Genomic DNA, 24,893 nt, shown 5'->3' on the forward strand with positions numbered 1-24,893 from the left:
ATCGCTAAAAATAGCATAATGCTCGATCTTTTCACACCCCTCGAACCGCTCCTGCGCGCCCACGCCGCATCGCTTCTTCACATCCCGCTTGCGCTTGAGTGAAACCCGCAACCAGTTGAGTCAGAGCGTGTCGCCCTACAACGATGGCGTTATTCTCAGGGTAACGAACCCGGGCGCGACAACCCAAAGCGTTTCCGTTGTCACAAACGGCCTGCGCAATCCGTTCCGCTTCGCCAGACTGCCCGGTATGACGGATGAACTGTATATCGGTAATGTGGGTTGGACCCTCTGGGAATCCATCGATCACTTCACCGTCGCCGGCCAGAACTTTGGGTGGCCGTGTTTCGAAGGATGGGCCCCTAACAACAACTTCAGTGCGGCTCCTCAACCCGACTACCAGAACACCGCATACTGCGGAAGCGTTGGCGGCGTCACTGCACCGTTCTTTGCGTACGCTCACGCGAGTTATGTTACGGCCCAAGACAGCAAGGGAAGGACCTGCGGTGGCAAGCCGTCCGGCGGTGGGGCTGATCAAAACGGTAGTGTGATCTCCGCGATTGGATTCACTGACGGCACCAGCACGACCTACCCTCCTGAGTTCAGGAACGCCCTGTACTTTGGCGATCTTCTTCGGAAATGCATCTGGACAATGCAGCCGCCGAATAATACGCCACAGACCTTTGCAAGGGACCTGCAGGGAGGACCGGTGGATTTGAAATCCGGTCCGGCCGGGAACCTCTTTTACGTAGACCTCGTTACCAGTACCGTGAGGCGATTTACGCATAAGTAGGCGGCGATAACTGAGTGGTGCCTGACTGGTGCTAAACGATTCCTGTGCCTTGCGCGCGTTGTGCGTTTGGTCCGCGTGTTAGGAGATTGGACCCGAAACAGACGAACGGCGGCTTCAGAGGTTGACGCCGCCGTTTGAATGCCCGTCGGTTCAGCATCACGAAAGATCGGAACTGGCCCGCGACCCGCCTCTCGACGGAAACGGGCTCTCCCGCATTCGAAGAAGTGGAAAACTGCTCAGGCGAGCAAACGGCCTGGCACCGACGACGCTATACGTCTGGCGCAACGTGTCACTGCCAATGAGACCCAATCGACAATCGTAGTTGCTATATATTGTCAGGCAGTAGATGTGGCGGCATTGCTATGAAAGTTGGCCATTCGCTGCTGTATTCAGAGGGTTTCTATTGCGCGGGCCAATCTATGATGAACTATGCGCCTCGTGGCCTCATACCGATCGTGTGGATGAGGAAACACTCCAAGCCCCGATCCCGGGCGTCGACGCGCCGCGACGCTGCGGCGTGTGGGGTGTCGACGGCCCGCCACGAGCCGGCGTCGCCAATCTGCGAATGGGGACTGCAATGAAGTTCATTGTTCAATGGAAGGGCCTGCCGCCGACACAAGAGCTTGCAATCGAGCGCTTCATGAAAACCGGCGGCCGTCCGCCGGACAACGTCGAGCTGCTGGGACGCTGGCATGCGATCGGTGAATTGAGTGGCGTTGCCATCGTTGAAGCGACAGATGCTAGTGGGCTCGCGGAATGGATACTTCAATGGGGGGATCTGTTCTCGTTCACTTCCGCTCCCGCGATGTCCGACGAAGAACTGGGTGCCGTGCTCGCGGCTCATCAGGCGGCGTCGAAATAGGACGCGGACAAGGAAAAGAGGCAAGCCGGCAACACGGCGCGTCGGAGAATCGTGCTGCTCGACTCCCCGCGTCGCTCACCCCGCACAAAACGCCTGACGGACTGGATCAGGACATGAAGCGGACGGCCAAAATGATGGTTTGAACGGCTCAAACTGGGCCGGTCACTGCCGGTCGTCGCATGAGTCATCGCAATCCGCGGCAAGGGGCAGCGGTGCCGTGGAGGTGCCATGCACCGGAACTCTAAAAATAGGTGATTGATCTGAAAGAATATCTGTCTGAAATGGAGCGGATCAAGTACTGGACATATCGCTTGGAACGGCGGTTGATCTGAGCCGCGAAATCGCGCGCCTACCCTCGAAGACAAAAAGACACGCGCAAGCATCTTCTAGATCACATAGCGGTTTGGGTCGCTGCATGGGGTGCTCATCGCAGCGTTACATCTGGCACCATCGTGGAATCGATTCTGGGAGGCCTGCGTGGCTGAAGACACCAATCTCGATCGCGATGCGCGAGCCGAGCTCCTTTGCTATCTGGTTGTTGCTCAGCTCGCGGCGCATGCCCGGACGGGAGAATGGCTGCGTACGGACCATCTCGTCGAGTCCGCCCGCATGTGGACGGATTCCAACGGCGCGCACGGGGCATGGTTGGCGCGGTCCGAGCTCGGCCAAGCTTCAGCGACTATCGCCCCGGACTTTCTCAAGGTTTCAGCGCTTTGCGACTCTGGCTCGCTTGCAATGCTCTTCACGGATGGCTGGCGACTGGACTATCGATGTCGACTCGTACGTTGGTTGCATGACGTTTGCGACGCGCACCTACATGGGAGCGGAGAGCTGCCAACCCTTGGCGGGCATGTTCATAACTCTCCGTAAGTGATTGATTTTACTTGGACGCGTCATGCTGTTTTTGCTGTGAATTTCGATCCAAAAATCCACCATAAACCAATGATTTCTAGTCGCAAATTGGCGGTGCGGGGGCTGTATCATTTCGACACGCACCGTCAAGTCGTCATGGTGCGTGGCCAGCCGGTGCAACTCTCCGGCACGCAATACCGGCTGGCGTCGCTGTTCTTCTCCAACATCGGCCGTGTGATGTCGCGCGATCACATCTTCGCGATGGTGTGGGGCCGTGAGTTCCGCGAGTTCACGCGCACAATCGACAGCCACGTCTCGCGGCTGCGTCTGTTGCTCGAAATCGAGCCGCAAAACGAGTTCCGGCTGCAACCGGTTTATAAAAGCGGCTATCGCCTGCTGCATCTGCGGCAAGATGAATCCGCCGACGAGCAAAAGCGGGTCGCCTGAATTCGCCTCCGCATCGAAGGTGAATGAGGCGGTGCCCGCCGCATCCATCGCACCACCGCGTACAGCCGCCGCCAGCGATTGCTAGCGGCCGGTTCGGCAAAAATCAAACGTGATTCAAATTCGCGGCAGCGCCGGCCGCGTTTCAATCGCGTTGCGAATCAACGTTTCCACCGCCTTGCGCTCGTCGCCTGCCAACGGCAGACGCGGCGGGCGCACCGGCTCTGTTCCCAATCCGACGATCGTCTCGGCCAGCTTGATGTTCTGCACGAGCTTCGGCGACACGTCGAGTGCGAGCAAGGGTGCGAACCAGCGATAGATCGCTCGCGCTTCTTCAAGGCGTCCCGCCTTCAGCAATCTGTAGATCGTCACCGTCTCGTGCGGAAACGCGCATACGAGTCCGGCCACCCAGCCGTGCGCGCCCATCAGCATCGCTTCCATCGCGAGATTGTCGACGCCGCACAGAATCGCGAAGCGGTCGCCCACCGCGTTGATCAGATCGGTCACGCGCCGCACGTCGCCGCAGGATTCCTTGATCGCGACGATCTTCTGTTCGTCGGCGATCTCCGCGAACATCTCGGGCGTCATGTCGACGCCGTAGGCGAGCGGATTGTTGTAGACCATCAGCGGCAACGCGCTTGCATCGGCGACGCTGCGGAAATGATTCAGCGTCTCGCGCCGGTCCGACAAATAGCGCAGCCCCGGCAACACCATGAAACCGGCCGCGCCGCGACGGCCGCCGGCTTCGGCCTGGCGGCAGGCGTCGAGCGTGCTGTTTTCGGCGATCGTCAATAACACCGGCACGCGGCCTTGCGAGGCCTCGACGGCGATGTCGAGCACCTGCAGCTTTTCGTCGAGCGAGAGCGTCGACGCTTCGCCGAGCGATCCGCATACGATGATGCCGTCCACACCCGCGTCGATCTGCGCCTCGATGTTCTTCGCTGTCCACGCGCGGTCTATGCTGAAATCCGCGTGAAACTTGGTGGTGACCGCGGGCCATACGCCTTCCCAGATATGCGCCACGACTGCTCTCCTGAGTGTGATGTGTCGAGGCGCAGTGTAAGCAGGGAAAATCCCGCCGTCTTGCGCGATTCGCGCGCTGTGAATGACGATTTCGGCATAGACGATATGCCTGCACCCGCGCTTGTTCAAGCCGTTTCGCATATTGCGGGATAAAAGGCGGTCTCCTTCGAAGAGGCGTTGCCAGCGACATGCGATGCGCTTCAGGTCTCGCTCACCGCTCGTGGCGCCGGCACGGTCCATGATCCGTTTCGACGAAGTAACCTGCCCGTAAGCCACCGGCCGGACTGTGCCAAAATCGTCACAATCCGCGCGTAAGCGCACCAAGACGCGAACGCCCGGCATTCCTACCATGGGCGTCATGAAAACCTTGGACTTCATCGACTCGCACACCGGCGGTGAACCGACCCGCCTCGTGGTGTCGGGCGGCCCCGATCTCGGCGGCGGCACGCTGGCGCAACGTCTGGACGTATTCCGCACCCGCTTCGATGGCTGGCGCGCCGGCGTCGTCACCGAGCCGCGCGGCTCGGACGTGGTGGTGGGCGCGCTGCTGTGCGAACCGGACGACCCCACCTGCGCGGCCGGCGTGATCTTCTTCAACAACGTCGGCTATCTCGGCATGTGCGGGCACGGCACGATCGGTCTCGTTGTTTCGCTCGCGCACATGGGGCGGATCGGGCCAGGACGTCATCGGATCGAGACGCCGGTCGGCCTCGTCGAGGCGACGCTCAACGAGGACGGCAGCGTCGCCGTGCGCAACGTGCCGGCTTATCGCTACCGGCAAGCCGTGCAGGTGGACGTGCCGGGTCATGGCGTATTGAGCGGCGACATCGGCTGGGGCGGCAACTGGTTTTTTCTCGTCGCCGAACATGGGCATGTGCTGCAAGCGTCGCATATCGCCGAGTTGACCGTCTTCAGTTCCGCAATTCGCGATGCGCTGATCGCGCAACACGTCACCGGCGCGGACGGCGCCTTGATCGACCACATCGAACTCTTCGCACCCGGTTCGCGTGACGGCATCGACAGCCGCAGCTTCGTGCTTTGCCCCGGCAACGCGTACGACCGCTCGCCGTGCGGCACCGGCACGAGCGCGAAAGTCGCCTGTCTCGCCGCCGACGGCAAACTCGCCGAAGGCGCGGTGTGGCGTCAGGAGAGCGTTATCGGCAGCGTGTTCGAGGCCAGCTATCGTCACGCAGGCGACGGCGTTGCGGTGATCCCCACCATTACCGGCCACGCGCACATCATGGCCGAAGGGCGTCTCTGCTTCGATGAGCGCGACCCGTTCGCGTGGGGCATTCCCACGGTATGACAGCGGATGCGCTGATCGTCGGAGCCGGCATCGTCGGCGCGGCCTGCGCGGCGGAGCTGGCCGCGCTAGGCATGCGGGTCGACGTGCTCGACGCGCATGGCATCGGCGGCGGCGCGACGGCGGCGGGCATGGGCCACATCGTCGTGATGAACGATTCGCCGGCGGAATTCGCGCTCAGCCGTTACTCGCGGGACTTGTGGCTGCAACTCGCGCCGCGGTTGCGCACGCGCGACGCGTTCGCGCGCTGCGGCACGCTCTGGGTCGCAGCCGACGACGAAGAATGGCAAGCCGCCCGCGCCATGCATGCCGCGTTCGAGGCGCAGGGCATCGGTGCGCAACTGCTCGACGCATCCGCGTTGCGCGCGTGCGAGCCCGCCTTGGCGGCGTCGATGGCGGGCGGTTTGCGCGTCGAGCACGACAGCATCGTGTATGCGCCCACCGTCGCCGAGTGGCTGCTGACGCAGTCTCCCGCAGCGGCGAAGATCCGCTTGCGGTTGCGCACGCCGGTTACGGCGGTCCGCGCGGATGGCGTGACGCTGCAAGACGGCGAACGCATCGGCGCCGCGCACGTGATCGTCGCTAGCGGCCTGGGCGCACGGCAATTGGTGCAGCCGTTGCCGTTGCAGCCGAAGAAGGGTCATCTGCTGATCACCGATCGCTATCCCTCGCTGATCCGTCATCAGTTGCTGGAACTCGGCTACATCAAGAGCGCGCATCATGCGGCCGGCACCTCGGTGGCGTTCAATGCGCAACCGCGGCCCACGGGGCAATTGCTGATCGGCTCGTCGCGTCAGTTCGACACCACCGATCCCGCCGTCGAGATGCCCATACTCGCGCGGATGCTGCAACGTGCCGCGCGCTATCTGCCGGTCTTGCCGACGCTCAATGGAGTTCGCGCCTGGACGGGCTTTCGCGCGGCGTCGCCGGATGGCCTGCCGTTGATCGGCCCGGCCGGCGATTTCGCGCCAGGCGTCTGGCTCGCCGTCGGCCACGAGGGCCTGGGTGTGACCACTGCGCTCGCCACCGCGAGACTGCTCGCCGCGCAGATCACGGCGAGCGCCGCGCCGATTCCCGTCGAGCCTTATTTGCCGGCCCGTTTTGCGTGCAAGGTGGTGGCTCATGATTAGCCCCGGCGCGAAGCGCATTCGCGTGACGATCGACAACCGAAGCATCGAAGTCGAAACCGGCACGACCGTGGCCGCCGCGCTCGTTCTCGCGGGCGTGAAAGGCACGCGGATTTCGGTCGACGGCGAGCCGCGCGCCGCGCTGTGCGGCATGGGCGTGTGCCAGGAGTGCCGCGTGACGATCGACGGTGGAACGCATGCGCTGGCCTGTCAGACGCTGTGCCGCGAAGGCCAGGTCGTCAGCGTCCCTCATATGATGAACGCGCGATGACGCAGCACTTCGATATCGTCGTGGTCGGCGCCGGTCCGGCCGGATTGAACGCGGCGCATGCGGCGGCGCGCGAGGGCGTTACCGTCGCGCTGCTCGACGACAACCCGCGCGCCGGCGGCCAGATCTGGAGACAAGGTCCGGGCCAGTCACCGCAAGCACCGTTGCAAAGACTGCTTGCTGACTTGAATCAGCGAAGCAACGTCACGTATTTTTCGTCGACTCGCGTGATCGCGCCATTGGGCGCGCACGGCTTGCTGCTGGAATCGGCCGGGCACGGCGGCGTTGGCATCAGGTACGAGCGCCTGATTCTCGCGACTGGCGCGCGCGAGCGGCTTTTGCCGTTCGCGGGCTGGACTTTGCCCGGCGTGACCGGTGCCGGCGCGCTGCAGGCGCTCATCAAAGGCGGCATGCCGGTGCACGGCGAACGGATCGTGATTGCCGGCAGCGGTCCGTTGCTGATCGCCGCGCTCGCCACCGCGCGCGCGGCTGGGGCGCGCGTGGTGGCGGTGGTCGAACAGGCGTCGGCGTTCGAGGTTGCGCGCTTCGGCGCCTCGTTGATCAGCGAGCCGGCGAAGCTGCGCCAGGCCGTTGGCATGACGCGCGGTTTTGCAGGACTGCGTTACTGGACTAGCAGCATCGTGCAGGAGGCGCACGGCGAAGGCTGCGTCGAGCGCGTGACAATCCGGCGCGGCGAGCGGAACGTGACGCTCGCTTGCGACCGCGTTGCATGCGGCTATGGACTCGTGCCGAACGTCACGCTCGCGCACGCGCTCGGCTGCGCGATCAACGAAGCGGGCGAGATCGTCGTCGACGGCGAGCAGCGGAGCTCGGTCGATGGTGTATTGGCGGCGGGCGAGTGCACAGGTATCGGCGGCGCGGAACTGGCGGCCGTCGAAGGCGAACTCGCGGGACTGTCGGCAAGCGGCTCTGCCGCGAGCCGTGCCGTGCTGCATGCGCAACGAGCGCGCTGGCGCCGCTTCGGCCGCCGGGTCGAAACGGCCTTTGCGTTGCGCGACGCCGCGCTTGTAACGCCCGCCGACGCCACGCTGCTTTGCCGCTGCGAAGACGTCAGCCTCGGCGAAGTGCGCGCCTATCCCGACTGGCGCGACGCCAAGCTGCATACGCGTTGCGGAATGGGCGCCTGTCAGGGCAGAATCTGCGGCGCGGCGGCGAGCTTGTACTTCGGCTGGCAGGCCGCCGCGCCGCGGCCGCCGTTCAGTCCGGCGCGAATCGGCACGTTGATGGCGGCGAGCGAAGAACCGCCGTTGGCTGAGTGACATCGGTCTGCGGATATCCTCTGGATATTGCCGGCAGCAGCACGGCCCTATAATCGTCCGCAGACGCGAAAGGCTACGGCGCAGCGACTGCCCGGGAACCGACGCCGGGCACACGCGCCGCCGATCACCCGCATAACCCAACGCGAAACCATACCGTCCAACGCCCGTACATCGACCACGGAATCCGCACGATGAACTTGCTGGCTCATCCGCTCGAACCGGACGACGCAACGCTGTCCGGCATGTTGTCGCACTTCACGCTGCTCGAGCCCGTGTTCGACGCGATGCCGGACGTCGTGTTCTTCGTCAAGGACGTCGAGGCGCGCTATGCGCTGGTCAACCGCACGTTGGCCTCGCGCTGCGGCTTCAAGGAAAAGACAGCGCTGCTCGGCAAGACCGCCGAAGACGTTTTTCCGCGCCGCTTCGGCCGCATCTACACGGCGCAGGACAAGGCGGTCATCAACGTCGGCAACCAGATGATCGATCAACTGGAATTGCACCTGTATCCGGGCCGCCAGCCGGGCTGGTGCCTGACCTGCAAGCAGCCGTTGCGCGATCCTTCGGGGAAAGTGGTTGGTCTCGCCGGCATTTCGCGCGACCTGAAAGCGGACGAAAGCAGCCACCCCGCGTATAGCCGGCTCGCAGCGGTGGTGCAGTCGATCCAGGAAAACTACGTGCAGCCGTTGAACCTGAAGCAACTCGCGGCGATGGCTGACATGTCGGTCGCGCAACTGGAGCGCTACTTCCACAAGGTGTTTCATCTGACGCCGCGCCAGGTGCTGCTCAAGACACGCCTCGACGCCGCCACGGCGCTGCTGGTCTCGCACGACAAGGTGACCGACGTCGCCGCGCTTTGCGGCTACACCGACCACAGCGCCTTCACACGGCAATTCAAGGCGACCGTCGGCGTCACGCCGACCGAATACCGGATGCTGCTGCACGGAACCTCGCGGAACTGAGCCGTCGCACATGGTCCGTCGCAAGCATCACTATTACGTATACGTCGTCGCGCTCGACGACACGGTCTGGAACGAGGCGCGCTTTCGCCGCGCGAATCCGGACTACCGGTTCGACAGGCCTTGCGTGTATGTGGGGATGACGGGACTGGACCCGGATCTGCGATTCGACCGGCACAAGGCCGGGATTCAGGCCAATCGCTATGTGCGCGATTACGGCTTGCGCCTCGTGCCTGAGTTGTACGACGTGTTCAATCCAATGCCTTACCGCGGCGCGCAGGATATGGAAGTGGAGTTGGCGATCAGCTTGCGGGAGGCGGGGTACGGCGTGTGGCAGGCATAAGCCGGCCGACGTTGCGTTACTTCACGCCGAGGCCGCGCAGCACGGCGTTGCCTTCGGGCGTCAAACGAATATGCGAGGCGCCGGCGTCGCTGGAGATCGTTTCGATCAGGCCGGCCTCATGAAGCTGCGGAATCTCGGGTTTCGCGGATGCATCGATCGGCGCGTGCAGCAACAACAGCAAGGTCGCCAGTTCGTGGTGGCTCAACAGGCGGCGCAGAATCGTGGGCCGCCTGGCCGGCGCCGGTGCGTCGTTCGTCTCTTGATCGGGGTTCATGGCGCACCTCGTGCGAATTAGTGTCGGGTGGATGATGCGGACGAAGTCTTAAACGATTCTTAAGCGACCATTGTCCTGTAACACCGTGACACGAAGATGGCACGAGAACGCGTTACCGATTGTCACCGCTACTGCGTTTACCCTCGATGACCCTTCACGGGCCTTACGGCGCGCAGGTTTTGCCCGCTGTTTCGATCCAGAGATTGTTGACGTGGCGCTTGCCCGCATAGAAACGGTAAGTGGTCGCGCCATTGTCGCTGCGCACCTTGACGATATTCGAATCGCCGAAGTCGAGCATCTGGCCTTGCGGGATTGCCGTGGACTTGAACGCGGCGTTGTGGCTCGTGGCGAGCTGCGTCAAACAGGCGACCACGTCGTTGACCGAGCGCTGCGTGGTGGTGTCCGTCACGGGCTCGCCGGCGTCCGGGTTCTTCTGGAAATAGGCACAAGCGTTCAGAAGCAGGGGAATGGACAGCACTACGGCAAACTTCTTCATATCTCTCCTGGCATTTGATTCGGCTGACGGTACGTGCAACGCCGGTACGGGCGCGGCCCGCGGCTCCGGCCGCGAAACAACGCATTATATCGATGCGATGCGACGGTTCCCGCCAATGCCGCACGGGATGTGCCCGCTCCGCCCTTTGCCCCCGCTCGACCCGCTCGCGGTGCCTGTGCCGACCCCCTACTTGCGGCGCTGCGCCTGAGCAGCAAGCCGCACGGCCGCGTTGGCCGCGCCATAGCCGTCGTAGCCGCCGCGCCGCTCGACGATTTCCATGAAGAAGCGTTGATCCAGTTGTTCCGTGTAAGCGTGGAAAAACTCGCCGCCGCGCTCGTCGCGGTCGTACAGGATGTTGTGCGCCCGCATTGCCTCCAGCGTCTCGTCCGGCAGCGCGTAGCGGGCCGCGAGATCGTCGTAGTAATTGCGCGGAATGCGCAGCACCGGCAAGCCATCGGCGACGAACTCGGGAATCGCGCTGAAAATGTCGCCGGTGCTGAACGCGACATGGTTCAGGCCGGAGCCGTGATAGGTGTGCAACGCTTCGGCCACCGCCGTATGGTGATCCACCGAAGCGTTCAGCACGATGCGCACCGAACCGTCACGGCTGCGCAGCGCGCGGCTGCGCACGAGGCCGTATGGGTCGGGCACCAGCACGCCCGGCTCGGCCTGGAAGCCTAGCGCGGTTCGCAGAAATAGCACCCACGTATCGAGCGAATTCGCCGGCACCGACAGGCAGACGTGATCGATTCGGGTGAGCGGCCCTACTTCGGTAGGACCGTTGACGTCGGTCAGAACGAAATCGGCTTCGAACAACGTGGGCTGTTCCGGCCTTTCGTCGACGAAATAGTTCAGGCTGCTGTCGGGCGCCTGCACGGCGGGCAGCACGCGTTCGTTCGGGCCGATCTGGCCGGAGAACGGCGCGTAGCCGAAACCGGCGGCGCGCTCGAATGCCTGGCGGGCGTCGTCCACGCGAAACGCCGATGCGCAGAGCGACAAGCCGTGCTGCTGAAAAAACGCGTTGGCGAACGAATCGGGCTCGGCGTTCAGCACGATCGACGCCGCGCCGTGCTGATACAGCGTCACCTCTTTCGAGCGATGCTGACCGGCCTGGCGAAAGCGAAGTTTGCCGAGCCAGTCGACGAGTTGCGCGCGCGTGGTGCGGTCGACCGCGAACTCGAGAAACTGATAGCCGACGTGCGCGGGCGCCGCGGGCGATCGATAGAGATCGCCGACCGGCTGCTGTGTGGCTTCGAGTAGCGCGCGGGTCTGCTCCTCGAGAAACAGCAGCGAGCGATGGCCGTCCGCCGCGGTAATGGTGGTGGGCGCGGCGCGAAAGCCGTCGTTGAAAATCTCCAGCGAAAGCGGCCCCTTGTAGCCCGTTTTCACGACTTGCGCGGTGAAGCCGGCCACGTCGAAATCGCCCTGGCCGGGAAAGCAGCGGTAATGGCGGCTCCATTCGAGTACGTCCATCGCGAGCTTCGGCGCGTCGGCGATCTGCACGAAGGCGATGCGCTCGCCTGGGATGTCGGCGATGCCGTCCACGGTATCGTTCAACGACAGCGTGTGAAAGCTGTCGAGCACGAGCCCAAGATTCGGATGGTTCACCGCGTTCACGAGCTTCCACGCATGGCGGTAGGTTTTCACGTGTTTGCCCCACGCGAGCGCCTCGTATCCGGCGACCACGCCGGCCGCCTCGGCCGCGCGGGCCAGCGCGCCCAACTGATCGATCATCAGCGAATCGTCGCCGATGGTGTCGGGCGACACGTTACTGCACACCAGAATGCGGTCCGTGCCCAGTTCGTGCATCACGTCAAACTTGCGTTTCGCGCGATCGAGATTGCGCGCGAGACGTTCGGGGCTCACGCCATCGAAATCGCGGAACGGCTGGAACAGCATGATTTTCAGCCCGAGATCCTCGGCGATGCGCCGCACGTCGGCAGGAGAACCGTCGAAATACAGCAGATCGTTTTCGAAGATTTCGACACCCTCGAAGCCCGCCGCGTGGATCGCGTTCAGCTTCTCGACGAGGGTTCCGCTGATCGACACGGTGGCAATCGAACGTTGCATGAACGGCTCCTGCAAAAACAATGGAACGGCGGTTGAAGAACTGCGGGCGGCGGCCGGTGCGCCGCGCCGCGGCATGCGTCGCGAGCCGCGTGCTGGAATGCGCAAAATTGGTCCAGCTAGTTACCCAATCTTTGAAAACCATGGGCTAAACCTATCCGCAATAGCCGGAATTTTCGCCAGTTTATACAAACTAACTAGATGGTACAAATTCGTACAAACCCCGAATGACGGCGACGGACAATGCGCGCACACTTCGTTCACGTCGTAGAACCGCCGCGAGTGCCGTGGTTCGCTTCAAGTCTTACTTCGCAGGAGTAGCTGTCATGAGCTTTGCATCGGTACTGGTTCTCAACGGACCGAACCTCAATCTGCTGGGCACGCGCGAGCCGGCCATCTACGGCTCGGAAACGCTCGACGACGTCGCGAAACTATGCAGCGAAGCCGGCGCGCGCCTCGATCTATCGATCGACTTTTGCCAGTCGAATGCCGAGCATCAACTGATCGACTGGCTGCACGCGGCGCGCACGAAGGTCGACGGCATCGTGATCAATCCGGCGGCTTACACCCACACCTCGGTCGCCATCGCCGACGCCCTCAGCGCGATCGAAAAGCCGGTCATCGAAGTGCATATTTCAAACGTGCATCGACGTGAAGCCTTCCGCCACCATTCGTATGTGTCGGCGGTGGCGGAGGCGGTCATCGTCGGCTGCGGCACGCAAGGCTACGTGCTCGCCCTGGAACGGATGGCGACCATCCTTAAGAATAGGGCGGCTAAATGAACACACAAGCGAACACCCAAGCGAACGCCCAAGCAAACGCACTCGCAAATTCAAAGGCCAACCCGAATTCTTATCTGGTCGGCCTGATCGGCTCGGGCATCGGCGGATCGCTGAGCCCCGCGATGCACGAGGAAGAGGGCGGCAAGCTCGGCCTGAACTACATTTATCGGCGAATCGATCTCGAAGCGTTGAAGCTCGATGTCGCGGCGCTGCCCGGTCTGCTGGTTGCCGCCGAACGCATGGGCTTCGACGGTCTGAACATCACGTACCCCTGCAAGCAAGCGGTGATCCCGCTGCTCGACGAACTGTCGGACGACGCGCGCGCGTTGGGCGCGGTCAACACCGTGCTGTTCAAGGACGGCAAGCGCATCGGCCACAACACCGATTGGTCCGGTTTCGCGCGTGCGTTTCAGCGCGGCTTGCCGGACGTATCGCTCGAACGCGTCGTGCAACTGGGTGCGGGCGGCGCCGGGGCGGCGGTCGCCCACGCCGCGCTGACGATGGGCGCGCGAGCCCTCGCGCTGTTCGACGTGGACGCCGCGCGCGCCGCGTCGCTCGCCGCGGAATTGCAGCAGCGCTTCCCCGGCGCGATGGTCAGCGCCGGCAGTTCGCTCGCCGAGTCGCTCGCCGCCGCCAACGGCCTGATTCACGCCACGCCCACCGGCATGGCGAAGCTGCCCGGCTTGCCCTTGCCGGTCGAATTGCTGCACCGCGAGTTGTGGGTGGCCGACATCGTCTATTTCCCGATTCGCACCGCGCTGTTGCAGGCGGCCGAAGCGCTCGGCTGCCGCACGCTGAGCGGCGGCGGTATGGCGGTGTATCAGGCGGTCGACGCAATGCGCATTTTCACGGGTCTCGAACCGGACGCCGAGCGCGTGTACACCCACTTTCAGTCGCTGTTGCAACGCTAGCCGGCGGCGCAAGCGCCGGTACATAACGGATCGATGCCAGATCGAGGAGACGGACATACATGTCACAACCAACACAATCCAGTTCCGCTAATGCCACGCTCCAGACGGACGCCGCCGTGAGCACCCCGCGCCGCTCGAAAGCCCGCTATCAGATTCTCGCGCTGCTCGCGGTCGGCACGATGATCAATTATCTCGACCGCACGGTGCTCGGCATCGCGGCGCCGCAGTTGACCAAGGAACTCGGCATCAACGCCGCGCTGATGGGCCTGCTGTTCTCTGTGTTCTCGTGGAGCTACGTGGCCTCGCAGATTCCGGGCGGCCTGTTTCTCGACCGCTTCGGCAGCAAGCTCACGTATTTCCTCTCGATGACACTGTGGTCGCTGTGCACGCTCGCGCAAGGACTCGTGAACGGCGTGGGCGGGCTGTTCGCGTTCCGGCTGGGTCTCGGCGTGTCCGAGGCGCCGTGTTTTCCGACCAATAGCCGCGTGGTGGCCGCGTGGTTTCCGCAAAGCGAGCGCGCGATGGCGACCGGCACCTACACGGTCGGCGAATATATCGGCCTCGCCTTCTTCAGCCCGTTCCTGTTCATGCTGATGGGCGCGTTCGGCTGGCGCTCGCTGTTTCTGGTGGTGGGCGGCGCCGGCATCGTGTTCGGCGGCATCTGGTGGATGTTCTATCGCGAGCCGCGCGATCATCCGTCGGCGAATCAGGCGGAGTTGGACTATATCGAAGCGGGCGGCGGTCTCACGCACCGGAAAAAAGAAGCGGCTGCTTCGGGCGCTGAGCCCGCAGCGAAGACCGGCTTCGAATGGCGCACGATTGGGCGCCTGCTCAAGCACCGTCAACTGACGGGCATCTGCCTCGGCCAGTTCGCCGGCAATTCGACGCTGGTGTTCTTCCTCACCTGGTTTCCCACGTATCTCGCCACCGAACGTCATATGGCGTGGCTGAAGATCGGCTTCTTCGCGATCATGCCGTTCATTGCGGCGTCGATCGGCGTGATGTTCGGCGGTCTGTTCTCCGACTGGCTGCTGCGTCGCGGCAAGTCGGCGAACGTGGCGCGCAAGCTGCCGATCATCGCCGGCCTGCTGCTCGCGTCGACGATCATTCTCGCCAACTACGTCGAGAGCAACGTGGCGGTGATCGCGATTCTGTCGGTGGCGTTTTTCGCGCAAGGCATGGCCGCCCTGGGCTGGACCCTGGTGTCGGACATCGCGCCCGACGGCCTGCTCGGCGTGACCGGCGGCATCTTCAACTTCGCGGCGAATCTGGCCGGCATCATAACGCCGCTGGTGGTGGGTTTCATCGTGGCGGCGACCGGCTCGTTCGTCGGCGCGCTGGTGTTCATCGGTGTGATCGCCTTGATCGGCGCGCTGTCGTATATCTTCATCGTCGGCGACATCAAGCGGATCGTGCTGGTGCATTGAGCGATTCGACTCGATCGCAACCAGACGGATCGAGCAAATAAAAAAGCGGAACGCGGCGAGGCCGCGTTCCGCTTTTTTCGTTTCCGGCCGGCTTCAGTTTTCCTTGCGCACGAAACGCAGCACGGCGTCGACGATCATCGCGCGATGCCGCGCGCGCAAGCGCGGATGCGACGGATCGCGCCCGAACGCCGTGCCGAACGTATGGCGATTACCGACGCGATGAAAACACAGCGAACTGATCAATAAATGCAGATCGATCGCATCGACGTCGCTGCGAAACTGCCCGGACGCGATGCCGCGCGCGAGCAGATCCTCGATCGTATGAATGACGGTGACGTTGCGGCCTTTGAAGGTCTTGACCTGCTCGACGTACTTCGCGCCGTGAATGTTTTCGATCGTCACGAGGCGCACGAAATCGCGCTGGCGGTCGTGATAATCGAAGGTGAACTCGACCAGCGCGCGCATGCCCTCGACCGGATCGAGTTCGCTGATGTGCAGATCCTGTTCGAGCGCGCGAATGTCGCCGTACACTTTTTCGAGCACGGCCTGATACAAGCCTTCCTTGCTGCCGAAGTAGTAGTACAGCATGCGCTTGGTGGTGTTCGTGCGTTCCGCGATCGCGTCGACGCGCGCGCCCGTCAGGCCCATTGCGGAGAACTCCTGAGTCGCGACTTCGAGGATATTGCGCTTGGTCTGTTCGGGATCGTACTTGCGTCGGGCGTCGCTGCGCCGGGCGTCGGTGCGCGGCGTCTCGGACGGGATGCCGTTGGTATCAGGCTCGGCGGCCTTGCTTCCCTTTTTCATTGTGTATTCGAGCGCCAGTGACGGCGCATTCTAGCATGGTGAAAACGGCCTCTGGCGCGGGTTTCGGGCATGACGAGCCGTGCCTCGGCGGTTATCGGGAGGACGAGCGGCGCGGCCGGCGGCGCGCGGCGAGCGCGTCGCGCGCCTGCATGGCGGTGTAGGTCAATTGCGCGGCCGCGAGACCGAACGCGCCGTAAGCGGGCGTCGGGCCGAACGCCGCGAACGCTTCCGGCACCGGCCGCTCGCCCGCGATGGCCGCCGCCAGCAGTTCACCGGACACGGTGGTCGGCGCCATGCCGTGTCCGCCGAAGCCGACCGCGTACCAGACGCCGTCTACGCCGCGGCCGATTTGCGGCATCTTGTGACGCGCGTAACTCATCAGGCCGCCCCACGCATAGTCGATACGCACGTCGTGCAATTGCGGATAGACCTTCAGCAGATCGCGCCGCAACAGCCGCGCGATGACTTCGGGCGCGCGGTCGCGCACCGAGATGCGGCCGCCCCACAGAATGCGCGTGTCGGGCAGCGGGCGGTAATAATCGAAGGCGAAGCGCGTGTCGTAGACGGCGGCGCGCGTGTCGATCGCGTCTTTCAGGCGCGCGCCGAGCGGTTCCGTTGCAATGACGTAAGTGGCGATCGGCAGCACCGTGCGCTCGACCTTCGGATAGACGTTGCGCGCATAGCCGCCGCCGGCCATCACGACGTGACGCGCTTCGAGCGAGCCATGCGGCGTATGCACGACGAACCCCGCGCCCTCGGGTTGCAGGCGCACCACGGGCGAATGCTCGTGGATCCGCACGCCGGCATCGGCCGCCGCGGCGGCGACGCCCAGCACGTATCTCAGCGGATGAAAGTGGAACGCGTGGCGCTCGAGGAGCCCGCCGTGATAACGGTTCGTCTTCAGTTGCAAAGCGAGTTGCGCGGCCGGCACCGGTTCCCATTCGACGCCGAACGAATCGCGCATCAAGCGCCGCTGCGAATCGAGCAGCGCCGGCTCGTCGAACCAGTTGGCGAGGATCACGCCGGCATCGGTCACGTCGCAATCGATGCGGTAACGCTGGATACGCTTGCGCATCAGATCGACCGCATCCGTGGTCAGCGCATACAGCTCGCGGGCGCGAGAGGCCCCAAGCGTTTTCAGCAGGTCCGCGCAATCGAGGCTGTAGCCGCCGAACACGAACCCGCCGTTGCGCCCGGATGCGCCGAAGCCGACCTGCTCGGCTTCGAGTACGGCAACATCGCCGACACCGCGCTCGGCGAGTCCCAACGCGGTCGACAAACCCGCGAGCCCGCCGCCGACGATGCAGACGTTCACGCCGCGCCGGCCGGTTAGCGGCGCGTAAGCAGACGCGAGCCCGGAAGCGCGCGTGACAGTGGCTTCGTAATAGCTTTGCATCCGGCTAGGTTAGCCGCAAGCGCGCGCCCGCGTCCAGTGCGCGTGCCCCGCGTCTGCTCGAACCAGCCTTAACGGCCCCAGCGCAGCACCAGCGGATCGAGCCGCCGCGCGACTTTCAGCAGACCTTCACGCGTGGCCGGATGCATCTGCGGCAACGGATGGCGCACCGCGTCCGAGCGGATCACGCCGCCTTCCTTCATCAAGGCCTTGCACGACGCGAGACCGCCCTGGCGGTTTTCGTAGTTGATCAATGGCAGCCATTGCTGATAATGCGCGGCGGCCGCTTCCGTGTCGCCGGCCGCGTAAGCGTCGACGATCAGACGGATACCGTCGGCATAGCCGCCGCCCGTCATCGAGCCCGTTGCGCCCGCATCGAGATCGGCCATCAGCGTGATGGCCTCCTCGCCGTCCCACGGACCCACCACCGCTTCGCCGCCCAACTCGATCAGTTCGCGCAGCTTGTTCGCCGCTTGCGGCACTTCGATCTTGAAGTACGACACGTTCTCCAGCTCACGCGCCATGCGCGCGAGGAACGGCGCGGACAACGCCGTGCCGCTGACCGGCGCATCCTGGATCATGATCGGAATGTCGATCGCATCGGACACCGTGCGATAGAACTCGTCAATGCCGCGCTCGCCGATGCGGATCGTCGCGCCGTGATACGGCGGCATGATCATCACCATCGCGGCGCCCGCGGCTTGCGCGCTGCGGCTGCGCTCGGCGCACTGATGCGAGCTGAAGTGCGTGGTCGTGACGATCACGGGCACGCGCCCCGCGACCTGCTCGAGCACGACGTGCATCAGCGTCTTGCGCTCGTCGTCGGAAAGGGCGAACTGCTCGGAGAAGTTCGCGAGGATGCACAGGCCGTTCGAACCCGCGTCGATCATGAAATCGATGCAGCGTTTCTGGCCTTCGAGGTCGAGGCGGCCCGCTTCGTCGAAGATGGTCGGCGCGACGGGGAACACGCCGCGCAGCGCGGCAGGATTGCGTAGTTGGGTCATGGCGATGTGCGTGGTTTGACGGTGATGAGCGAAGCTCGTTTGAATGTCTCCGTCGCCGACTATACGGCGGCGGGCACGGCGGGTATAGTGAATTGTTTCCATCTTGTGATCGCTTTTGCGACTCACGTGCTTTGCGATCCGCCGAACCATGAAAGACACCTTCAACACGCTGCTGTCGAAACTGCGCATGAAGCAGTTGCAATTGCTGATCGCGCTCGACGACCAGAAGTCGCTGCACAAGGCGGCCGGCGCGATGTCGATGACGCAATCGGCCGCGAGCAAGGCGTTGCAGGAACTGGAATCGATGCTGGAAGCCCCGCTCTTCGAGCGCTCGAAAAGCGGCATGATCCCGAATCAGCTCGGTCATTGCGTGATCCGCTATGCGCGCCTCGTGGCGACCGATCTCACCGCGCTATGCCAGGACGTCGCGGAGATTCGTTCGGGGCGCGGCGGGCGTCTCGCGATCGGCGCGATCATGGGCGCGATTCCGGCGTGCGTGGTGCCGGCGCTGAATCAACTGCATACGGGGCAGCCGAATCTGTCGATCGAAGTGGTGGAAGACACCAGCGCGCGCATGCTCCAGCAACTCGACGACGGACGGCTCGATCTGGTGATCGGCCGCGCGGCGGTCGCCGCCGATCCGTCGAAGTATCACTATCGTCCGCTGGGCGACGAGCCGTTATCGGTGGTGGTCGGTCATAACCATCCACCGTTGCCGAGGAGAGAAGTAAAACTGGCCGAGTTGGCCGCGCACCGTTGGGTGGTCTATCCGTCACATATGCCGTTGCATGCGCTGCTCGAACGGGAAATGGATCTCGCCGGACTCGAAATGCCCGATAACCCTATTTCAACTGCATCGACTTTCGTGACCGTCGCGCTTTTGCAAAGCAGCGCCGAACTGGTTTCGTTATTGCCGACCGCGATTGCCGAGTTGTTCGTTCGGCAAAAAATGCTGCGCCTTGTGCCGGTCAAGCTGAAATCGCCGTCGCAAACCTTCGGCGTCGTCACGCGCAAGGGCGGCGTGCTGTCGCCGCCGGCGCAGCAATTCATCGAACTGCTGCGCGCGCGGCAAAAAGTTAGCTAACGCGCATTTTTTGGTGCGAGAAAAGTTCTTCAATATCGCACGGCAATTCACGCCGCGCCATGTCTCGTCAGCAGATGTTGTACCCGTGACACCTTCGGGTAAATCCGAACCGATTAAAGCCTCGCGTTCCGCGCTACACTGAGTTGAAGGTGCGCCAGATTAATAAGCATGGCGCCGGCTCGGGGAGAGCAACCATGAATCGGCCACTGGTTCGGCTTCCACTTCGCACGGCGGGTACGGCGCCTGTTCGCAAGTGGTTCAAATGGGGGCTGGCGGCAGCGTTTCTGCTTGCGCTAGCCGCAGCGGCACGTTTCTGCCAGGTCGAAATCGAAACGTCGCGCCTGCAGGCGCGCTACCTCTCCGAACTGACACGCGACGTGGGTTTCTCGGTCGCGGACGGTCCGAGCCACTCCATCCGCTTCCCTCAGACAAGTCAAGGCCCTTACGACAGCCGTCTCGGCTACGCGTTGCTGCCGTCGATCCAGCAGCGGCTGCTCGAACGCGGCTTCGAAATCACCTCGCAGGCGCGCAGTTCGGAGCGCATGTTGTCGCTGGCGGATAACGGTCTCTTTCTGCCCTACGTCGAAAAAGATCAGGCGGGCTTGCAACTCTTCGACGGCACCGGTGCGCCGCTTTTTGGTGCGCGGTTTCCGGGGCGCGTGTATGACAGCTTCGAGGCTATTCCGCCGCTCATCGTCAATTCGCTGCTTTTTATCGAAGATCGCTATCTGCTCGATCCGAGCCAGCCCAACCGCAATCCGGCGATCGACTGGGGACGCTTTAGCCGCGCGGTGGTCGACCAGGGCGCGCGTGTTTTCAACCATCATCAATCGACGCCTGGCGGCAGCACGCTTGCCACGCAGATCGAAAAATTCCGTCACTCCGAGGGCGGGCGCACCGCGACGCCGCCCGAGAAATTGCGGCAAATCGCATCGGCTTCGGTGCGCGCCTATCTGGACGGTCCGCAGACCATGCCCGCGCGTCAGCAGATCGTCGTGCATTACCTGAACTCGGTGCCGCTTGCGGCGCAACCGGGCATCGGCGAGATCAACGGCATCGGCGACGGTCTCGCCGCCTGGTACGGCCGCGATTTCAGCGACGTGAACCGCATCCTGAACGCGCCGCCGACTCCCGGGAATCTGCCCGGGCAGGGCGTGGCCTTCCGTCAGGTGCTCTCGCTGATGATCGCGCAGCGCGCGCCCTCGCGTCTGCTGCACAGCGGCTATGCCGAACTCGAACGTCTGACGGATAGCTATCTGCGGCTCCTGGCGAACGGCGGCATCATCTCCATGCCGCTGCGCGATGCCGCGTTGTCGGCGCAGGTCGAACTGCGCCGTGGGCCCACCCGAACGCAGAGCGTTGACTCGTTCGTATCGCGCAAGGCCGTCACGTCGATGCGCTCGAATCTGTTGGCCGCGCTCGGCGTGAAGAGTTTCTACGAGCTCGATCGCCTGGACCTGCAAGCGAAGGGCACGCTCAACAACGCCGTGCAACAGGCCGTGAGCGAACGGCTCGCCGCCGCCGCGACGCGCGACGGCGCGCAAGCCGCGGGTCTCGTCGGCTTTCATATGTTGCGCCCCGCGGACGACCCCTCGAAGATCGCCTATAGCTTCACGCTGTTCGAAAGGCGCGACGGCGCCAACCTCGTGCGGGTGCAAACGGACAGCGTCAACCAGCCGTTCGATATCAACTCGGGCGCGCGGCTGAATCTCGGCTCCACGGCAAAACTTCGCACGATGGTGACGTACTTGCAGATCGTCTCCGACTTGCATGCGCGTTTTGCGCCGTTCAGCCCCGCTGAGCTGAAGGCCGTCAAGCCCGATCCGAACGACAGGTTGACCCGCTGGGCGCTCGACTATTTCGCGCACACCTCCGACCGTTCGCTGCAAGCCATGCTCGACGCGGCCGTCGAACGCAAATACTCGGCGAGCGCGGGCGAAACGTTCTACACGGGCGGCGGCGCGCAAACCTTCAACAATTTCGAAGCCGAGGACAACGGCCGCATCCTGACTCTTCATAGCGCGTTCCAGCATTCGGTGAACCTGGTGTTCGTGCGGCTGATGCGCGATATCGTCAACTACGAGATGATGCGGACCACCGGGTCGTCGTCGCAATGGCTCAGCGATCCGGCGACCCGCAAGATGTACCTGACGCGTTTCGCCGATCAGGAAAGCCGCGTATACATGAGCCGTTTCTACACGAAGTATCACGGCAAGACACGCGATCAGCAGTTGGCCCTGCTGCTGCTCGGCGTGCGCAAGTCGCCGCCCAAGGTGGCGACGGTGCTGCGCAGCGTGGCGCCCGACGAGTCCAACGCATGGTTCAACGCGCGGATGCGCGCCGCGCTGAAGAACACGCCGGCCGCCACGATACTCGACGATGAAGACCTCGCGAAGCTATACGGCAAGTACGCGATCGACCGCTTCAATCTGAACGACAGGGGCTATATTTCGAGTGTTCATCCGCTGGAGTTGTGGCTCGTCAATTACTTGCGCGAACGTCCCGACGCAACGCTCAGCGACATTCAGAACGCGAGCCGCGACGTGCGCCTGTCGACGTATTCGTGGCTCTTCAAGACCCGCTATCGCGCGACGCAAGACCGCCGCATCAAGCGCATGGTGGAGTTGCGCGCCTACGAGGCGATCGGCAAATCGTGGCAAGCGCTCGGCTATCCGTTCGCCACGCTCACGCCTTCGTATGCCGCGGCGATCGGCGCGTCGGGCGATCGGCCCGCCGCGCTCGCGCAACTGATCGGGCTGATCGCCAACGACGGCAACAAGGTGCCGACCGAAAGCCTCACGCAACTCGACTTCGCGAAAGACACGCCGTACGAGACGCATTTCAAACGTGCGGCGGTGGCGCCGCAACCGCAAATCTCGCCGGAAATCGCGGCGGTGATGAAGGGGCTGCTGCGTGACGTCGTGACGGGCGGCACGGCCCGGCGTCTTGCGCAAGGCATAACGTTCCCCGATGGTCAGACGCTTCAGGTCTACGGCAAGACCGGCACCGGCGATCAGCGCTTCAATGTGTTCGCCAAGGGCGCGCGGCTGATCGAATCGCGCAAGGTCAACCGCAGCGCGACTTTCGTGTTCGCGATGGGCGATCGTTTCTACGGCACGCTGACTGCGTGGGTGCATGAACCCTATGCGGCTCACTACGAGTTCACGAGCGCGTTGTCGGTGCAGTTGCTGAAGTCGATGGCGCCGGCATTGCAACCGTTGCTGGACGAACAACCCGCTGATACCGCGTCGATCACGAAGGTGGACGCGCATTGAGCGGGTCATTCAGCGGAACGGTGCCGCATGAGACCGATGCCCGGCAACACGGACCGCGCCTGACCGCGTCTAATAAACCGCGTCCACGGCGGGCTTGAGAAACAGCTCGTGCGTCGGCGCGAAATGCGCGTACAGCGGCAGAATCGCGCCGCCCATTGCTCGCGCGTCCGCGCCGATGGTGCCCTCCAGCAGTTGCGGACGCACCATGCCTTCCCATTCGAAGCGATCGAGCACACGCTCGGTGCGGCGAATGATTTCCCGCACCAGTTGCCGGTCGAGTTCGCCGTCGATCACCACTGCTTCCAGGTCGAGCAACGCGGCCGCGTTGGTCAGCGCGTTGGCGATCGCGGGGCAGGCGGTATCGAGCCACTGCTCGGTGTGACGCCACAGGTCCGGCGACAACGCCCGATGATCGTGCGCGGCGGCGGGCGGCACGCCCGCATCGCTCAACAACTGTTCCAGAACGAAGCCGGACGCCGCGTGCAGCAGTTGCCGCGCGGGTTTGCGCGCGCTGCCGTCGCGCAGCGGAATCGAGCCGACCGCGCCGGCGTTGTCGTGCGGCCCGCCATGCAAACGGCCGTCGATCACGAGGCCGCCGCCGATGAACGTGCCGACGAACAGGTACAGAAAGTTGTGAATGCCGCGGCCCTGGCCCATCACGAGTTCGGCGGCGCAGGCGGCCGTGGTGTCCTTGGCGAACTCCACGGGCAAACCCGTCATGCCGGCAATGCGGCTGCGCAAGTCGATCTCGTGCCATGCGCCCAGGGCGTCGGGCGGCGCGCCGAGAAAGTCGCGCCAGCCGCCGAGCCACAAAGGCGCGGCCACGCCCACGCCGACCACTTTGCCGGCCTTCGCGCCGAGCGTCTGGTTCACGCGCGCCAGTCTGCTTTCGAGCGCGGGAAACAGCGTGCGGGGATCGGGATACGCATACTCGAACACGTCGCGGCACACCACGCGGCCCGCGAAATCCATCGCCAGCACGTCGAGACTGCGGCGCCCCACCTTGACGCCGATGGTGTACGCGCCGTCCGCGCGCAACGCGATCGGCACCGAGGGCTGGCCGATCTTGCCGCGCACGCGCGCCTGCTTTTCGAGCAGACCGTCGTCGATCAAACGGTCGACGATCATCGACACGCTCTGCATCGAAAGACGCGTCAAGCGGCCCACGTCGGCTTTCGGCAGCGGCCCATGCAAGCGGATCGCCTGCAACACGATCCGTTCGTTGAACTGCCGCATGCCGACCTGATTCGAGCCGACCGTGCGTTTCAGGGGCGGGCGCGTGCCGGTGGTATCCATCGTCGCGAGCCCGCTCAACAGGATGCGTGCATCATGCGATCGCCTTGACGTCCGCTTCTTTCGCGCCCGTCATGATCGCGACGGCCTCCGACATATGCACGTCCTTCGTATTGACGAGCGCCGCGCGCCGGCCGAGCCGCTGAATGTGGATGCGGTCGGCCACTTCGAACACGTGCGGCATGTTGTGGCTGATCAGGATCACCGGCAGGCCGCGATCGCGCACGCGCCGGATCAGTTCGAGCACCATGTTGCCTTCCTTCACGCCGAGCGCGGCGGTGGGCTCGTCGAGAATCACGACGTGCCGCGCGAAGGCCGCGCTGCGCGCCACGGCCACGCCTTGACGCTGACCGCCCGACAGGGTTTCGACCGCCTGACGCATCGAACGGATGCCGATCTGCAGGTCCTTCATATGCGAGGTCGCTTCTTCCAGCATGCGGCGCTTGTCGATCATCTTGAAGATCGAGCCGCGCCAGCCGGGCTTGAGCAGTTCGCGGGCGAGGAACAGGTTTTCGGCGATGCTCATCGCCGGCGCGACCGCGAGTTCCTGGTACACGGTCTCGATGCCTTGGGCGCGCGCATCCAGCGGGCTGCGGAATTTGACCGGCTGGCCGTCGAGCAGAATCTCGCCTTCATCCGGCACGGTCGCGCCGGAAAGCGCCTTGATCAACGACGATTTGCCCGCGCCGTTGTCGCCGATCACGGCGAGGATTTCGCCGGGCAGCACTTCGAAATCGCAGCCGTCGAGCGCGGTGACGTTGCCATAGCGTTTGACGAGTCCGCGTGCTTGCAGAACCGGCATCGCGGGAGAAGCGGAAGGTGATGTCGACATGAG

The 24,893-nt window shown here is 63.9% G+C and carries 22 protein-coding genes and 1 pseudogene; 14 read left to right on the plus strand and 9 right to left on the minus strand.

Annotated elements, in window-relative coordinates; translation table 11 throughout:
- The first annotated feature begins 94 nt into the window (after positions 1 to 94).
- From ACTJLC_RS26435 to ACTJLC_RS26445, 3 genes and pseudogenes are all read left to right on the plus strand, one after another.
- Complete coding sequence (locus tag ACTJLC_RS26435; protein WP_440845712.1) at positions 95 to 790, plus strand: PQQ-dependent sugar dehydrogenase; 696 nt, start codon at positions 95 to 97, stop codon at positions 788 to 790.
- 577 nt (positions 791 to 1,367) lie between these two features.
- Entirely contained in the window at positions 1,368 to 1,652 is a 285-nt protein-coding gene (locus ACTJLC_RS26440) for a DUF3303 domain-containing protein (protein WP_083086389.1), read from the plus strand.
- A gap of 972 nt (positions 1,653 to 2,624) precedes the next feature.
- Positions 2,625 to 2,951 (plus strand): annotated as a pseudogene (locus tag ACTJLC_RS26445) (winged helix-turn-helix domain-containing protein); the annotation flags it as partial.
- 114 nt (positions 2,952 to 3,065) lie between these two features.
- On the opposite strand, the gene ACTJLC_RS26450 reads toward ACTJLC_RS26445, so the two are convergent.
- Positions 3,066 to 3,971, minus strand: coding sequence for a dihydrodipicolinate synthase family protein (locus ACTJLC_RS26450; protein WP_310125523.1), 906 nt, complete (start codon positions 3,969 to 3,971; stop codon positions 3,066 to 3,068).
- A gap of 349 nt (positions 3,972 to 4,320) precedes the next feature.
- On the opposite strand from ACTJLC_RS26450, the gene ACTJLC_RS26455 reads away from it, so the two are divergent.
- The 6 genes from ACTJLC_RS26455 (at position 4,321) to ACTJLC_RS26480 (ending at position 9,248) form a co-directional block, all read left to right on the plus strand.
- Positions 4,321 to 5,277, plus strand: a complete 957-nt coding sequence (locus tag ACTJLC_RS26455; RefSeq protein ID WP_310135268.1) for a 4-hydroxyproline epimerase — start codon at positions 4,321 to 4,323, stop codon at positions 5,275 to 5,277.
- Complete coding sequence (locus tag ACTJLC_RS26460) at positions 5,274 to 6,404, plus strand: NAD(P)/FAD-dependent oxidoreductase (RefSeq protein ID WP_310135269.1); 1,131 nt, start codon at positions 5,274 to 5,276, stop codon at positions 6,402 to 6,404. Before ACTJLC_RS26455 ends, ACTJLC_RS26460 begins: the two co-directional genes overlap by 4 nt.
- The gene (locus tag ACTJLC_RS26465) at positions 6,397 to 6,672 is read left to right on the plus strand and encodes a (2Fe-2S)-binding protein (RefSeq protein WP_310135270.1); all 276 of its coding nucleotides are present in this window, start codon (positions 6,397 to 6,399) and stop codon (positions 6,670 to 6,672) included. The genes ACTJLC_RS26460 and ACTJLC_RS26465 overlap by 8 nt, the downstream gene beginning before the upstream one ends.
- Positions 6,669 to 7,949 (plus strand): FAD-dependent oxidoreductase, encoded by a 1,281-nt coding sequence (locus tag ACTJLC_RS26470; RefSeq protein ID WP_310135271.1) that lies wholly within the window; start codon positions 6,669 to 6,671, stop codon positions 7,947 to 7,949. The genes ACTJLC_RS26465 and ACTJLC_RS26470 overlap by 4 nt, the downstream gene beginning before the upstream one ends.
- Positions 7,950 to 8,140: 191 nt before the next feature.
- The gene (locus ACTJLC_RS26475) at positions 8,141 to 8,908 is read left to right on the plus strand and encodes an AraC family transcriptional regulator (RefSeq protein WP_073432060.1); all 768 of its coding nucleotides are present in this window, start codon (positions 8,141 to 8,143) and stop codon (positions 8,906 to 8,908) included.
- Positions 8,909 to 8,918: 10 nt separating this feature from the next.
- Positions 8,919 to 9,248 (plus strand): hypothetical protein, encoded by a 330-nt coding sequence (locus ACTJLC_RS26480; protein WP_073432061.1) that lies wholly within the window; start codon positions 8,919 to 8,921, stop codon positions 9,246 to 9,248.
- 16 nt (positions 9,249 to 9,264) lie between these two features.
- On the opposite strand, the gene ACTJLC_RS26485 is transcribed toward ACTJLC_RS26480, so the two are convergent.
- The 3 genes from ACTJLC_RS26485 to ACTJLC_RS26495 form a co-directional block, all read right to left on the minus strand.
- Positions 9,265 to 9,522 (minus strand): hypothetical protein, encoded by a 258-nt coding sequence (locus tag ACTJLC_RS26485; protein ID WP_114163718.1) that lies wholly within the window; start codon positions 9,520 to 9,522, stop codon positions 9,265 to 9,267.
- 163 nt (positions 9,523 to 9,685) lie between these two features.
- Positions 9,686 to 10,018 (minus strand): hypothetical protein, encoded by a 333-nt coding sequence (locus tag ACTJLC_RS26490; RefSeq protein ID WP_073432063.1) that lies wholly within the window; start codon positions 10,016 to 10,018, stop codon positions 9,686 to 9,688.
- Positions 10,019 to 10,204: 186 nt separating this feature from the next.
- The gene (locus ACTJLC_RS26495; protein WP_310135272.1) at positions 10,205 to 12,088 is read right to left on the minus strand and encodes a bifunctional sugar phosphate isomerase/epimerase/4-hydroxyphenylpyruvate dioxygenase family protein; all 1,884 of its coding nucleotides are present in this window, start codon (positions 12,086 to 12,088) and stop codon (positions 10,205 to 10,207) included.
- A 323-nt stretch (positions 12,089 to 12,411) separates the two neighbouring features.
- On the opposite strand from ACTJLC_RS26495, the gene aroQ reads away from it, so the two are divergent.
- Genes aroQ through ACTJLC_RS26510 form a run of 3 tightly spaced genes read left to right on the plus strand, consistent with a single transcriptional unit; the run spans position 12,412 to position 15,205 of the window.
- A complete protein-coding gene (gene aroQ / locus ACTJLC_RS26500) occupies positions 12,412 to 12,867 on the plus strand; it encodes a type II 3-dehydroquinate dehydratase (RefSeq protein WP_073432065.1) in 456 nt (151 codons plus the stop codon).
- Positions 12,864 to 13,778: a shikimate dehydrogenase gene (locus ACTJLC_RS26505; RefSeq protein WP_310135273.1), complete on the plus strand. Its 915-nt coding sequence runs from the start codon at positions 12,864 to 12,866 to the stop codon at positions 13,776 to 13,778. Before aroQ ends, ACTJLC_RS26505 begins: the two co-directional genes overlap by 4 nt.
- Before the next feature lie 59 nt (positions 13,779 to 13,837).
- Positions 13,838 to 15,205 carry an MFS transporter gene (locus tag ACTJLC_RS26510; protein ID WP_310135274.1) on the plus strand — a complete coding sequence of 456 codons (1,368 nt, stop codon included), beginning with the start codon at positions 13,838 to 13,840 and terminating at the stop codon, positions 15,203 to 15,205.
- Between the two features lie 93 nt (positions 15,206 to 15,298).
- Here the strand turns inward: ACTJLC_RS26510 and ACTJLC_RS26515 are convergent, their stop codons facing one another.
- The 3 genes from ACTJLC_RS26515 to ACTJLC_RS26525 form a co-directional block, all read right to left on the minus strand.
- A complete protein-coding gene (locus ACTJLC_RS26515) occupies positions 15,299 to 16,009 on the minus strand; it encodes a TetR family transcriptional regulator (RefSeq protein WP_073432068.1) in 711 nt (236 codons plus the stop codon).
- A 91-nt stretch (positions 16,010 to 16,100) separates the two neighbouring features.
- Complete coding sequence (locus ACTJLC_RS26520; protein WP_440845718.1) at positions 16,101 to 17,405, minus strand: NAD(P)/FAD-dependent oxidoreductase; 1,305 nt, start codon at positions 17,403 to 17,405, stop codon at positions 16,101 to 16,103.
- A 68-nt stretch (positions 17,406 to 17,473) separates the two neighbouring features.
- The gene (locus tag ACTJLC_RS26525; RefSeq protein ID WP_310135277.1) at positions 17,474 to 18,406 is read right to left on the minus strand and encodes a dihydrodipicolinate synthase family protein; all 933 of its coding nucleotides are present in this window, start codon (positions 18,404 to 18,406) and stop codon (positions 17,474 to 17,476) included.
- 148 nt (positions 18,407 to 18,554) lie between these two features.
- Between ACTJLC_RS26525 and ACTJLC_RS26530 the strand changes: the two genes are divergently transcribed.
- Positions 18,555 to 19,490, plus strand: a complete 936-nt coding sequence (locus tag ACTJLC_RS26530; RefSeq protein ID WP_310135278.1) for a LysR family transcriptional regulator — start codon at positions 18,555 to 18,557, stop codon at positions 19,488 to 19,490.
- Positions 19,491 to 19,684: 194 nt separating this feature from the next.
- Positions 19,685 to 22,765 carry a transglycosylase domain-containing protein gene (locus ACTJLC_RS26535; RefSeq protein WP_310135279.1) on the plus strand — a complete coding sequence of 1,027 codons (3,081 nt, stop codon included), beginning with the start codon at positions 19,685 to 19,687 and terminating at the stop codon, positions 22,763 to 22,765.
- Positions 22,766 to 22,834: 69 nt separating this feature from the next.
- On the opposite strand, the gene ACTJLC_RS26540 is transcribed toward ACTJLC_RS26535, so the two are convergent.
- Together ACTJLC_RS26540 and ACTJLC_RS26545 are read right to left on the minus strand one after the other, a co-directional pair.
- Positions 22,835 to 24,061 carry an ROK family transcriptional regulator gene (locus ACTJLC_RS26540; protein ID WP_073432073.1) on the minus strand — a complete coding sequence of 409 codons (1,227 nt, stop codon included), beginning with the start codon at positions 24,059 to 24,061 and terminating at the stop codon, positions 22,835 to 22,837.
- A 31-nt stretch (positions 24,062 to 24,092) separates the two neighbouring features.
- Complete coding sequence (locus tag ACTJLC_RS26545; protein WP_073432074.1) at positions 24,093 to 24,890, minus strand: ATP-binding cassette domain-containing protein; 798 nt, start codon at positions 24,888 to 24,890, stop codon at positions 24,093 to 24,095.
- Positions 24,891 to 24,893: the final 3 nt, after the last annotated feature.

The sequence above is a fragment of the Paraburkholderia sp. 22099 genome (genome assembly GCF_052045835.1).
GTDB lineage: Bacteria > Pseudomonadota > Gammaproteobacteria > Burkholderiales > Burkholderiaceae > Paraburkholderia > Paraburkholderia terricola.